Genomic DNA, 11,634 nt, shown 5'->3' with positions numbered 1-11,634 from the left:
CCGTTCACTATAGGCTCGGTCCATGTCGAGCACACGCGCGGAGATCAAGAGGCTCACTCAGACCCGCGTGCTCGGCGCCGCCGAACAGATCTTTCAGGAGGAAGGGTTCGCTGGAGCCAGCATCCGCGGTATCGCCAAGTCAGCGGGCGTCAGCGCTGGAACCGTCATATCGGTCGGCGACAAGAACGCGCTGCTCGTCCGGGTCTTTGATCGCCTCATCGAAGCTGAGCACGACCGGCATGCAGCAGGCGCGATCGTCGAGTGGGAGACGACCCGACCAGGGCCGGCCCCTCGCATCGAATCGCGCTTCGCGGGCAGCAGCACCTGTTCAGGCCGCCTGGTCGCTCTGGCCTCCCCATTTGTCGCCGTCTTCATGCGGAATGACGACCTCGCGCGCGTCTACGCGTCGATCCTCGTCTCCGGTGGTCACTCATCGAGCCTCTTCTCAGAGCTCGCGGCGCGACTTACCGAGGAGTTCCGCACCGCGATCACGGTGCGGGGCTGCACTCCGCGCGCAGAAGCCGCCCAGAAGGCCGGCGCGCTGTACTTCGCATTCCTGGGCCTGCTCTTCACGGCGTCGGCCCGCCGCACCGCCGACCCCGCTGATCTCTCCGCGGATCTGCACCGCGCGTTCGCCGCGATCTGCACCTGCAAGGAGAAAGGGTGATACTTCTCCCAGACCCGTGGTGGCCAACTCTCGCGCTCGCCGTCGTGCTCGCCGCCCACGCCGTGATGTCGCTCAAACCGCCCGAGTTCATCCGGGACTGCCTCGACGGCGTGCGCTTCCCGCGTGACTGGTGGTGGACACTCATCGTCATCAAGCTGACTGCCGCGGCCGGTCTCGTGGTGCTGGTAGTCTCGCTCTAGTTGTCGGCGGAAGGGGTCGCCGGGCAGAGGATGCTGCTCGGCTGGTTCGCGCCGACACCACGGCGCACCTGATGCTCCGAATAGGGGTGCCCGCACTCGCGACAGGCGGACGGTGCGCGCACGGGGTCGGTGCGCGCGACTCCCCCGGTACCCACCTGGGCGGGGCCCATGAATGGGAAGAGGGCCTGGTTGATTCGGTTCCACCAGCCCGGCTGACCCTTGTAGGGGTTCGGGAGTCTGTCGCTCGGCATGTTGTTAGTGTACTAACTATTCGTGGACTCGGTTGCTTCGGCTAGTCTGGACGCGTGGACCTCCTCGCGCTCGACAAGCAACTGTGCTTCGCCCTCGCCGCTGCGAGCAGGAGCGTCATCTCGCTGTACCGCCCCATCCTCGAGCCCCTCGGTCTCACCCACCCCCAGTACCTCGTGATGCTGGGCCTCTGGGAGGACGACGGGCAGACGCTCGGTCAGCTCGCCCGAGCGCTGCATCTCGAACCGGCGACCCTGAGCCCGCTCGTGAAGCGGCTTGAGGCGTCGGGACTCATCACGCGGAACCGCAGGCCAGCGGACGAGCGCGCCGTCGAGATCCGGCTCACGGACGCGGGGCGCGGCCTCAGGCGGAAGGCTGAGGAAGTCCCAGTCAAGGTCGTTGCCGAGCTCGGCTGGAGCATTCCAGAACTCGAGGCGCTCAAGGACACGCTCACGCAGCTGCTGGCCGACTCCACGTCCGCACGGAGCGACCGCGGCGGAGATGGTCGCGACGAGAGCTGACGCCCACCTGCGGGGCCGAGCTCCCGAGCCGGCCGCGCTCAGCGGCTAGGCCATGTTCGCGCGCCAGTACTGGGGCGCGACGAGTCCTTCCTGGCCGTCCCCCAACGCGACTGCGGCATGGACAGGCCAGTTCGGGTTCGCGAGTGCCGCACGGCCGATCGTGATCCCGTCGGCGTCACCGGCCACGAGGATCGCCTCAGCATGGCGCGCATCCGTGATCTGGCCGACCGCCGTCACGAACGTGCCCTCTCGTGGCAGCGCCGCGCGCACGGCGCGCGCCAGTGTCACCTGGTACCCGGGGCCGACCGGCCCGGTGAACGCGCCGATGCCACCACTCGACAGGTCGAATACGGTGACGCCGAGTTCGTGCACGCGCTTGGCGAGCTCGACGGTCTCGTCGATGGTCCAACCGCCTTCGACCCAGTCCTCACCCGAGAAGCGGATCGCGAGCGGCTTCTCGGCAGGCCAGTTGCGTCGCACCTCGCTCACGACCTCGAGGGCGAAGCGGATGCGGTTGTCGAACGATCCGCCGTACTCGTCGCTCCGCTGGTTCGAGCGCGGTGACAGGAACTCGTGCACCAGGTATCCGTGGGCTGCGTGGATCTGCAGCGCGTCGAAACCGGCCGCATCCGCCCGACGCGCCGCGATGCCCCAAGCGCTCACGATCTCGGCGATCTCTTCGACGCTCAGAGCGACCGGGGGCTCAAGGCCGAGTGCATCGTTGCTCGACGGTGCTTCCGCCGTCCACCCACCCTCGTCAGCAGGAACCCGGCCGCGCGCCGTCTCGGGCAGCGCGGGATACGTGGACGCCTTCCCGCCGGCGTGCGCGAGCTGGATGCCGGCCGCCGCGCCCTGCGCATGAATGAACTCCACGATCGGGCGCCACGCCTCGGTGTGCTCGTCGCTCCAGATGCCCGCGTCCTCTGGGGAGATGCGTCCCTCTGGGACGATCGCGGTCGCCTCCGTCCAGACCAGCCCGAAGCCACCGCTGGCCCGCGCGCCGAGGTGCACCAGCTGCCATGAGGTCGGCAGGCCGTCGCGTTCCGTCACGGAGTACTGGCACATGGGAGCGAGGAACGTGGCGTTGCGCAGCGGCAGGCCGTCGCCAGCGATGCTCGGAAGGGTGATCGGCGACAGGAGGCGGCTCATACTGACCTTTCGGGTGCGGTGGCGCTGGGTACACGCAGTCCAACAGTCCGCGAGCCTGCGTTGTTCCCTGCTCCGGTCAGTCCAGGTATCCCTTGAGCCAGGTGGTCATCGCGTCGAACGCCTTCGCTCGGACGGGTGGCGCCGAGAGGAGCACGTCGTGGAGTGCGCCATCCAGACGGCGAACGGTCACGGTGTCACCCAGATTGAGGGTGCGTCTCGCGATGTCGTCGACGCGCAGCACGGAGTCCGTCCGCCTCATCGCCTCGTGCCAGATCGGGGACAGCGTGCTGCGCGCCGAGAGCATCGTCAGGACCGGCGCCTTGATGTCGAGACCGACGGCGACGGCCGCATGGCCCGCGAGGATGGCGTTGAGCCAGCCAGCCCGCACGGTGAAGCTCGGCGTCGGCCGCCAGCGCTCGTCGAACTCCCACTCTCCCCCGAGGCTCTTCTTCACTGCCCTCGTGTAGAAGCCGAAATCGATGTTGTTGAACGTGTCCGTCGGGCGGAGCTGGGCCGCGAGTGTCATGAGCGGCATGAGGGCCGTGCGAACCGCGGCGCGCGTCTGCAGCTCCAGCCAAGGACTGTTCAGAATGAGCGCGCTGGCTCGCCCAGGGTGCCTGTCGGCCCACAGGCTCAGCGTCAGACCGCCAGTGGAGTGGCCGATGAGGATGAGCGGATGGCGACCGCGGCGATGCCCGCCCGGCCCATGCCCCATGATCTCCAGCGCGCGGTCCAGCTCCTCGTCGTAGGTGGCGAGATCGGTGACGAACCCGGGTGTCTGGTGGTCGCGGAGGCTGCGACCGTACTTGCGGAGATCGAGGGCGAAGAACCGCGCTCCCTCCCCTGCCCAGTAGTGCGCGTGATGCTTCTGGAAGAAGTAGTCGGACCAGCCGTGCACGTAGAGCACGTCGGCGCCCCGGGCGGGACCGCGTGCGAAGCGGTCAGCTCTCGGCCCGCGGACGAGCGTGGCGAGCACCTTGCCCTCCTGGTCTGGCTTGAGGGGAAGGTCGAGCGCGGCGAAGCCAGCGCCGAGGACGTCGGGACGCCACGACGTCGCGGCGGCGAGCGAGTCCATCGGGTCCGTGTCGACGGATCCCTGCAGCGGACTCATATCGTCTGTTCCGTCTCGGACTTCACCATGGTGAAACGATACCCGTCGCACCGGGTGCGGCGTGGGCGCGCGAAGGCGAGCGCGCGCCGGGGATGCACAGAGGCCGGACAGCATGTCGGTGCTGTCCGGCCTCCGCGTTGCCGATCTGGCTCAGCGCGTGTGCTTGCCCTCGTACGCGGGCACGACGCGGTCGTCGTCGACGCCCACGCGGTGCACCCGGAGGTCGTTGGTGGTGCCGGCGCGTCCCGGCGGCATGCCGGCCACGACCACGACGACGTCGCCCGCCTGGGCGAGGCCGTTCTCCATGAGGTACTTGTCGACCTGCCCGATCATCTCGTCCGTGTGCGTGACGCGGTCGACGATCGCTGCCGTGACGCCCCAGTAGAGGTTCATGCGACGAGCGATGTGCGGCGAGGGGGTGAACCCGAGCACGGGGATCTCGGTGCGCAGGCGCGCCATTCGGCGCACGGAGTCACCGGACTCCGTGAACACGCAGTAGTACTTCGCCTTGAGGAACTCGCCCACTTCCGACGCGGCGAGGGTGATCGCGCCGCCCTGCGTGAACGGCTTCGTGCCCAGCGGCGGGATGCGGTCCAGGCCGTGCGTCTCGGTCGACTCGATGATGCGCGCCATGGTGCGCACCGCCTCGATCGGGAACGCGCCGACGCTCGTCTCACCGGACAGCATGAGCGCGTCGGCGCCGTCGAGGACGGCGTTCGCGCAGTCGGACGCCTCCGCGCGGGTGGGGCGCGGGTTCTCGATCATCGTCTCGAGCATCTGCGTCGCGACGATGACGGGCTTCGCCCAGCGGCGGGCCTGCTGGATCGCGTTCTTCTGCACGATCGGGACCTGCTCGAGCGGCAGCTCCACGCCGAGGTCGCCGCGGGCGACCATGATGCCGTCGAACGCGTCGACGATCTCGTTGAGGTTCTCGACCGCCTGCGGCTTCTCGATCTTCGCGATGACGGGGAGGCGGATGCCCTCCTCGTCCATGATCGCGTGCACGCGGTTGATGTCCTCCGCCGAGCGCACGAACGAGAGCGCGATGATGTCGGCGCCGATGCGCAGACCCCAGCGCAGGTCGTCCTCGTCCTTCTCGGACAGGGCCGGCACGTTCACGGCGACACCGGGCAGGTTGATGCCCTTGTTGTTCGAGACCTTGCCTGGCACCTCGACGCGGGTCGTGACGGTCACGCCGTCGGTCTCCACGACGCGCACGAGCACCTTGCCGTCGTCGATGAGGAGCGGGTCGCCCGGCTTCACGTCGGTGGGCAGGCCCTTGTAGGTCGTGCCGACGAGTTCCTTCGTGCCGGGCACGTCCTGCGAGGTGATCTTGAAGATGTCACCGACCGCGAGGTCGTGAGGGCCGTTCTCGAACTTCTCGAGACGGATCTTCGGGCCCTGCAGGTCGACGAGGATGGCGACGGGAACGCCGAGCTCCTCGGCCGCATCCCGCACCAGCTTGTAGTTGTCGGTGTGCACGGTGTGGTCGCCGTGGCTGAGGTTGAAGCGCGTGACGTTGACGCCAGCGGCGATGAGGGCGCGGATCCCTTCAGGGGTGTTGACGGCTGGTCCGAGGGTGGCGACGATCTTCGCTCTACGGCTCATGCATATCTCCGGTTCGTCGAGACTGAGGTGCGCCCTGCGGCGCGTGGTGGCGGACTCAGAGCGAGATCGCGCGCTCGGTGGCGAGGATCGGCTCGGGAAGTTCCGTCGACTGTTCAAGATACCGGTCGACGGAGGCGGCCGCCGCACGTCCCTCGGCGATCGCCCAGACGATGAGCGACTGGCCGCGGCCCGCGTCGCCCGCGACGAACACGCCGGGCAGCTCCGTCTCGTACTCCGCCGTGCGATCCAACGCCCCGCGGGATGTGAAGGGAAGCTGGAGCTGCGGCTCGATCGTGTGCCGCTCCGGTCCCGTGAATCCCATGGCGAGCAGCACGAGGTCGGCGGGCAGCTCACGCTCTGTTCCCGCCTTCGGACCGCGCGAGCCATCCGCGCGGAACTCCGTCTCGGCGAGGCGGATCGCGCGCACGCGCCCCGACTCGTCGCCGATGAACTCGACCGTCGACGCCTGGAACGCTCGCTCGCCGCCCTCTTCGTGCGAGGTCGACACCTCGAACAGCGTCGGCGTCGTCGGCCAGGGCTGGTGCGCCGGGCGCTCCGTCGGCGGCTCCTTGCCGATGGCGAGGTTCGTGACCGAGGCTGCGCCCTGGCGGTGGGACGTGCCGATGCAGTCGGCTCCCGTGTCGCCACCGCCGATGACGATGACGTGCTTGTCTTCAGCGTGGATCTGCGAGGCGAGGTCGTCGCCTGCGACCACGCGGTTCGACTGCGTCAGGAAGTCCATCGCGTAGTGGACGCCCTTGAGCTCGCGCCCGGGAACGGGCAGGTCGCGCGGGACCATCGCCCCTGTGCAGACCACGACGGCGTCGTAGCGCTGTCGCAGGTTGTCCCACGTGATGTCCCGGCCGATCTCGATGCCGGTGCGGAACCGAGTGCCCTCGGCGCGCATCTGCGAGAGGCGGGCGTCGAGGACTGACTTCTCCATCTTGAAGTCCGGGATGCCGTAGCGGAGGAGTCCCCCGATGCGGTCGTCCCGTTCGAAGACGGCGACCGTGTGGCCCGCACGCGTCAGCTGCTGGGCGGCGGCGAGGCCGGCGGGGCCCGAGCCGACGACGGCGACCGTCTTGCCCGTGAGACGCTCGGGCGGGTGCGGACGTACGTTGCCCTCGGCGAACGCCGTGTCAGCGATCGACTGCTCCACGCGCTTGATCGTGACGGCCGGCTGGTTGATGCCGAGCACGCACGACGACTCGCACGGAGCCGGGCACAGGCGGCCCGTGAACTCTGGGAAGTTGTTCGTGGCGTGCAGTCGCTCGCTCGCTCCGGCCATGTCACCGCGGAACGTCAGGTCGTTCCATTCCGGGATGATGTTGCCGAGGGGGCAGCCCTGGTGGCAGAAGGGCACGCCGCAGTCCATGCAGCGCCCCGCCTGGCGGCGCAACTGGGTTGGCTCCTGCGGGTCGTAGACCTCACTGAAGTCCATGATCCGCACGGGCACTGGACGGCGCGTCGGGAGCTCCCGCTCGCGGTTGGTGAGGAATCCTCTCGGGTCAGCCACGGGTCGCCTCCAGAATCTCGTGCCAGGTCGTGCTGTCGTCGGGGTCGCCACCGCGTTCGACGGCGGCGTTGCGGATCTCGGTGACCTTCGCGTAGTCGCGAGGGAGCACCTTCGTGAACTCCTTCGACACCGCGTCGAAGTCGTCGAGCATCTCGCGGGCCAGCTGCGAGTCGGTCTCCGTGGCATGCCGTTCGAGGATGTCGCGGAGGATGTCCGCATCGGCGCTCGTGAGCGTCGTGAGACCGAGCTCGCCCGTCGAGAGCATGTCGGGGTTGACGAGCTTCGGGTCGAGCTTGTGCACGTAGGCGATGCCGCCCGACATGCCGGCGCCGAAGTTCTTGCCGGTCTCGCCCAGGATCACGGCGAGGCCTCCCGTCATGTACTCGAGCGCGTGGTCGCCCACGGCTTCCGCGACGGCCGTCGCACCGGAGTTGCGCACGAGGAAGCGCTCGCCGACGACGCCGCTGAGGAACATCGTGCCGCTGGTCGCGCCGTAGCCGATGACGTTGCCGGCGATGACGTTCTCGTGGGACTTGAACGGTGCGCGCTCGTCAGGGCGCAGGATGATCTCCCCACCGCTGAGCCCCTTGCCGACGTAGTCGTTCGAGTCGCCGACGAGGCGGATGCGGATGCCGTTCGGCAGGAACGCACCGAGCGACTGCCCGGCGGTCCCCCGCAGCTCGATGTTGATCGTGCCGGCCGGGAGCCCGTGTTCGCCGTGCCCGCGCGTCACGTGGTGTCCGAGCATCGTGCCGACGGCGCGGTCGGTGTTGATGACGTCCATCGACACCTTGACCGACTCGCCGTTCTCGAGGGCCTTCTCGGCGAGCTCGAGGAGCTTCTGGTCGAAGTGCTGGTCGAGCTCGTGCTCCTGGGTGACGAGGCTGCGCGTGGGCGCGTCGCCGAACTCGTGGCCCGTGAGGACGCGGGAGAGATCGAGGCCCTCGGTCTTCCAGTGATGCATGGCGTCGTCGACTTCGAGCAGCTCGCGCTTGCCGATGATCTCGTCGAGCGAGCGCACGCCGAGCTCCGCGAGATACTCGCGGACCTCCTGCGCCACGAACTCGAAGAAGTTGACGACGTGATCCGCCTGGCCGGTGTAGCGCGAACGCAGCTCAGGGTTCTGAGTCGCGACGCCGACGGGGCACGTGTCGAGGTGGCAGACGCGCATCATGATGCAGCCGGAGACGACGAGGGCGGCCGTCGCGAAGCCGAACTCCTCGGCGCCCAGCAGCGCGCCGACGATGACGTCGCGGCCCGTCTTGAGCTGCCCATCCACCTGCACGACCACTCGGTCGCGGAGGCCGTTGAGCATGAGCGTCTGCTGGGTCTCGGCGAGGCCGAGCTCCCAGGGCGTTCCTGCGTGCTTGAGCGAGTTGAGCGGCGAGGCGCCGGTTCCGCCGTCGTGGCCGGAGACGAGGACCACGTCGGCGAGTGCCTTCGTGACCCCGGCGGCCACTGCCCCGATGCCGTTCTCGCTCACGAGCTTCACGTGGATGCGCGCAGACGGGTTGGCCCGCTTCAGGTCGAAGATGAGCTGCTTGAGGTCTTCGATCGAGTAGATGTCGTGGTGCGGGGGCGGCGAGATGAGCCCGACGCCCGGCGTCGCGTGGCGTGTGCGGGCCACCCACGGGTAGACCTTCGTCGGGGGCAGCTGCCCGCCCTCGCCCGGCTTCGCGCCCTGCGCGAGCTTGATCTGGATGTCATCGGCGTGCGTCAGGTACATGCTCGTGACGCCGAAGCGCCCGGAAGCGACCTGCTTGATCGCGCTGCGGCGCTCCGGGTCGAGCAGACGCTCGACATCTTCGCCGCCCTCGCCCGTGTTGGACTTGCCGCCGATGCGGTTCATCGCGATCGCGAGCGTCTCGTGCGCTTCCTTCGAGATGGAGCCGTAGCTCATCGCTCCGGTCTGGAAGCGCCTGAGGATCGCGGAGGCTGGCTCGACCTCGTCGATCGGCACGGGAGGCCGTTCGCCGACCTTGAGCTTGAACAGCCCGCGGAGGGTCATCGTCTCGGCCGCCTGGTCGTCGACGAGCTTCGTGTACTCCTTGAAGATGTCGTAGCGACCCTCGCGCGTGGAGTGCTGGAGGCGGAAGATCGTGTTCGGGTTGAAGAGGTGGGGCGGCCCCTCGCGGCGCCACTGGTACTCGCCGCCGATGTCGAGCGGGCGGTGCGATGCGGGAGCCGCCTGGGCGGGGTAGGCGTGGCGGTGACGCAGCTCGTTCTCGCGAGCGATGCCCTCGAGCCCCATGCCGGAGATCTTCGACGCCGTGCCGGTGAAGTACTCGCTGACGAGCTCGTTCGAGAGGCCCACGGCCTCGAAGCACTGCGCACCAGCGTACGAGGCGACTGCTGAGATGCCCATCTTCGACATGATCTTCAGGACGCCCTTGCCCAGCGCCTTGATGAGGTTCGCGACCGCCTTCTCCTCGGTGACCCCGGTGAGCTTGCCCTGGCGCACCATGTCCTCGCAGGACTCCATGGCGAGGTACGGGTTGACTGCGGACGCGCCGTAGCCGAGCAGCACGGCGACGTGGTGGACCTCACGCACATCGCCCGCCTCGATGACGAGCCCGACACGCATGCGGCGCTCGGTGCGGATCAGGTGGTGGTGCACCGCGCTCGTCATGAGCAGCGATGGGATGGGGGCGTAGTCACGGTTCGAGTCGCGGTCGGAGAGCACGAGGAATCCCGCGCCGGCGTCGATGGCGCGGTCTGCTTCCTCGCACAGCTCCTCGAGGCGCTTGCGCAGTCCCTCGACGCCGTCGTCGACGCGGTAGCAGCCGCGAAGCGTCTCGGCCGCGTCGATGCCTGGGCGCTGCTCGATGTGCTGGATCTTCGCGAGCTGGTCGTTGTCGATGACCGGGAAGTCGAGGACGACCTGGCGAGCGTGCTCTGGGCCCGCGCTCAGGAGGTTCTCCTGGGGGCCGATGCTCGTCGTGAGGCTCGTCACGACCTCCTCGCGGATCGCATCCAGCGGCGGGTTGGTGACCTGCGCGAAGTTCTGCGTGAAGTAGTCGAAGACGAGGCGCGGTCGGTCGGTGAGGATCGCGATGGGCGTGTCAGTGCCCATGGCGCCGATCGGCTCCGCGCCGTTCTTCGCCATAGGGGCGAGCAGGATGCGAAGCTCCTCCTCCGTGTACCCGAACGTGCGCTGGCGGCGCTCGACGGATGCGGGGGTGTGCGTCACGTGCTCGCGCTCGGGCAGCTCCGCGAGGTTGATGCGGCCCTCGTCGAGCCAGTCGCCCCACGGCTGGAGCTCGGCGAGATCGTGCTTGACCTCTTCGTCCTCGATGAGACGGCCGACCTCGGTGTCCACGAGGAGCACCTGGCCGGGACGCAGGCGCCCCTTGCGGATGACGGTGGCTGGGTCGAGGCTGGCGACGCCGACCTCGGAGCCGAGGACGATGAGCCCGTCGGCGGTCTGGACGAAGCGTCCGGGGCGCAGACCGTTGCGGTCGAGGGTCGCGCACACGTAGCGGCCATCGGTGAAGGCCATGGCGGCGGGGCCGTCCCACGGCTCCATGATCAGCGAGTGGTACTCGTAGAAGTCGCGAACTTCAGCGCTCAGGTCCTCTGCGGTCTCCCATGCGGCCGGCACCATCATGTGCACGGCGTGCGACAGCGAGCGGCCGGACAGCGTGAGGAGTTCGAGCACCTCGTCGAAGGACGCGGAGTCGCTCGCGCCCTCGGTCACGATCGGGAAGAGATCGGAGACGTCACCGAGGATCTCGGATCGAAGCTGCGACTGGCGGGCGCGCATCCAGTTGCGGTTGCCGCGCACGGTGTTGATCTCGCCGTTGTGGGCCATCATGCGCATGGGCTGCGCGAGCTGCCACGACGGGAACGTGTTGGTCGAGTAGCGAGAGTGGACGATCGCGAGCTTGGACGCGAAGCGCTCGTCGCCGAGGTCGGGGAAGAACGGCTCCAGCTGGAGCGTCGTCACCATGCCCTTGTAGGTGATCATGCGGCACGAGAGCGACATGAAGTAGACCCCGAGCGAGTGCTCCGCGCGCTTGCGCAGGCGGTAGCACTGACGGTCGAGGGACGCACCCTTGCGCGGGTTGCCCCGGAAGTTCTGGCGCTCGCTGCGCACGTAGAGCTGCTCGATGACCGGCATCGCGGCGCGTGCGAGCTTGCCGAGCTCATCCGGCTGCACGGGGACCTCGCGCCAGCCGATGACCCGGAGGTCCTCTTCTGCCGCGAGCTTGACGATTCCGGCCTTGACGCGCGCCCGCTCGTCAGGGTCCACCGGAAGGTAGGCGTTGCCGACGGCGTAGCGCCCCTCTGCCGGAAGCTCGAACCCGCTCACCGCGCGGAAGAACTCGTCGGGGATCTGGGTCAGGATGCCGGCGCCGTCACCCGTTCCGGCGTCCGAGCCGACCGCGCCGCGGTGCTCCATGTGGCGCAGCGCGTCGAGCGCGTGATCGATGATGTCGTGGCCCGGCGTGCCGCGCAGGGTGGCGACCATCGCGAGCCCGCAGGCATCGCGCTCATTCGCAGGGTCATAGAGACCGGCTGCTTCTGGGTAGCCATTCGTTGGAAAGGCGGCGGAGGTCATAACTCGTCCCCTCGTCGGTGGTGCCATGGGTCGCTTGGCGGACTCGACAGAA

The 11,634-nt window shown here is 68.6% G+C and carries 9 protein-coding genes; 3 read left to right on the top strand and 6 right to left on the bottom strand.

From position 1 onward, the window contains the following. Nucleotides 1-22: 22 nt before the first annotated feature. Complete coding sequence (locus tag ACQFZP_RS04655; protein WP_211890469.1) at nucleotides 23-667, top strand: TetR/AcrR family transcriptional regulator; 645 nt, start codon at nucleotides 23-25, stop codon at nucleotides 665-667. Further along, nucleotides 664-867, top strand: a complete 204-nt coding sequence (locus ACQFZP_RS04650; RefSeq protein ID WP_211890468.1) for a hypothetical protein — start codon at nucleotides 664-666, stop codon at nucleotides 865-867. Before ACQFZP_RS04655 ends, ACQFZP_RS04650 begins: the two co-directional genes overlap by 4 nt. Here the strand turns inward: ACQFZP_RS04650 and ACQFZP_RS04645 are convergent. Continuing rightward, nucleotides 864-1,118: a hypothetical protein gene (locus ACQFZP_RS04645; RefSeq protein WP_146080782.1), complete on the bottom strand. Its 255-nt coding sequence runs from the start codon at nucleotides 1,116-1,118 to the stop codon at nucleotides 864-866. The genes ACQFZP_RS04650 and ACQFZP_RS04645 overlap by 4 nt on opposite strands. Before the next feature lie 54 nt (nucleotides 1,119-1,172). Here ACQFZP_RS04645 and ACQFZP_RS04640 point away from each other — a divergent pair, with 54 nt between their 5' ends. Next, nucleotides 1,173-1,637 (top strand): MarR family winged helix-turn-helix transcriptional regulator, encoded by a 465-nt coding sequence (locus ACQFZP_RS04640; protein ID WP_104311936.1) that lies wholly within the window; start codon nucleotides 1,173-1,175, stop codon nucleotides 1,635-1,637. A gap of 45 nt (nucleotides 1,638-1,682) precedes the next feature. Here the strand turns inward: ACQFZP_RS04640 and ACQFZP_RS04635 are convergent, their stop codons facing one another. The 5 genes from ACQFZP_RS04635 to gltB all read right to left on the bottom strand — a co-directional run bounded on the left by ACQFZP_RS04635 (nucleotide 1,683) and on the right by gltB (nucleotide 11,582). Further along, the gene (locus ACQFZP_RS04635) at nucleotides 1,683-2,786 is read right to left on the bottom strand and encodes an NADH:flavin oxidoreductase/NADH oxidase (RefSeq protein ID WP_211890467.1); all 1,104 of its coding nucleotides are present in this window, start codon (nucleotides 2,784-2,786) and stop codon (nucleotides 1,683-1,685) included. 76 nt (nucleotides 2,787-2,862) lie between these two features. Next, complete coding sequence (locus ACQFZP_RS04630) at nucleotides 2,863-3,897, bottom strand: alpha/beta hydrolase (RefSeq protein ID WP_249312036.1); 1,035 nt, start codon at nucleotides 3,895-3,897, stop codon at nucleotides 2,863-2,865. A gap of 150 nt (nucleotides 3,898-4,047) precedes the next feature. Next, entirely contained in the window at nucleotides 4,048-5,505 is a 1,458-nt protein-coding gene (gene pyk / locus ACQFZP_RS04625; RefSeq protein ID WP_104311938.1) for a pyruvate kinase, read from the bottom strand. A 55-nt stretch (nucleotides 5,506-5,560) separates the two neighbouring features. Continuing rightward, on the bottom strand, nucleotides 5,561-7,021 hold the full coding sequence (locus ACQFZP_RS04620; protein ID WP_104253241.1) for a glutamate synthase subunit beta: 1,461 nt from the start codon (nucleotides 7,019-7,021) through the stop codon (nucleotides 5,561-5,563). Then, nucleotides 7,014-11,582 carry a glutamate synthase large subunit gene (gene gltB / locus ACQFZP_RS04615; RefSeq protein ID WP_211890466.1) on the bottom strand — a complete coding sequence of 1,523 codons (4,569 nt, stop codon included), beginning with the start codon at nucleotides 11,580-11,582 and terminating at the stop codon, nucleotides 7,014-7,016. Before gltB ends, ACQFZP_RS04620 begins: the two co-directional genes overlap by 8 nt. Nucleotides 11,583-11,634: the final 52 nt, after the last annotated feature.

This window comes from Pseudoclavibacter sp. Marseille-Q434 (assembly GCF_050315415.1).
In the GTDB taxonomy this organism is placed as follows: domain Bacteria; phylum Actinomycetota; class Actinomycetes; order Actinomycetales; family Microbacteriaceae; genus Pseudoclavibacter.
This window is presented reverse-complemented; position numbering and strand designations above follow the sequence as displayed.

Bases quoted from the DNA above. Each gene is read 5' to 3' on its own strand.
- ACQFZP_RS04635 (WP_211890467.1), bottom strand. From the start codon at position 2,786: ATGAGCCGCCTCCTGTCGCCGATCACCCTTCCGAGCATCGCTGGCGAC.
- pyk (WP_104311938.1), bottom strand. From the start codon at position 5,505: ATGAGCCGTAGAGCGAAGATCGTCGCCACCCTCGGACCAGCCGTCAAC.
- ACQFZP_RS04645 (WP_146080782.1), bottom strand. From the start codon at position 1,118: ATGCCGAGCGACAGACTCCCGAACCCCTACAAGGGTCAGCCGGGCTGG.
- gltB (WP_211890466.1), bottom strand. From the start codon at position 11,582: ATGACCTCCGCCGCCTTTCCAACGAATGGCTACCCAGAAGCAGCCGGT.
- ACQFZP_RS04655 (WP_211890469.1), top strand. From the start codon at position 23: ATGTCGAGCACACGCGCGGAGATCAAGAGGCTCACTCAGACCCGCGTG.
- ACQFZP_RS04630 (WP_249312036.1), bottom strand. From the start codon at position 3,897: ATGAGTCCGCTGCAGGGATCCGTCGACACGGACCCGATGGACTCGCTC.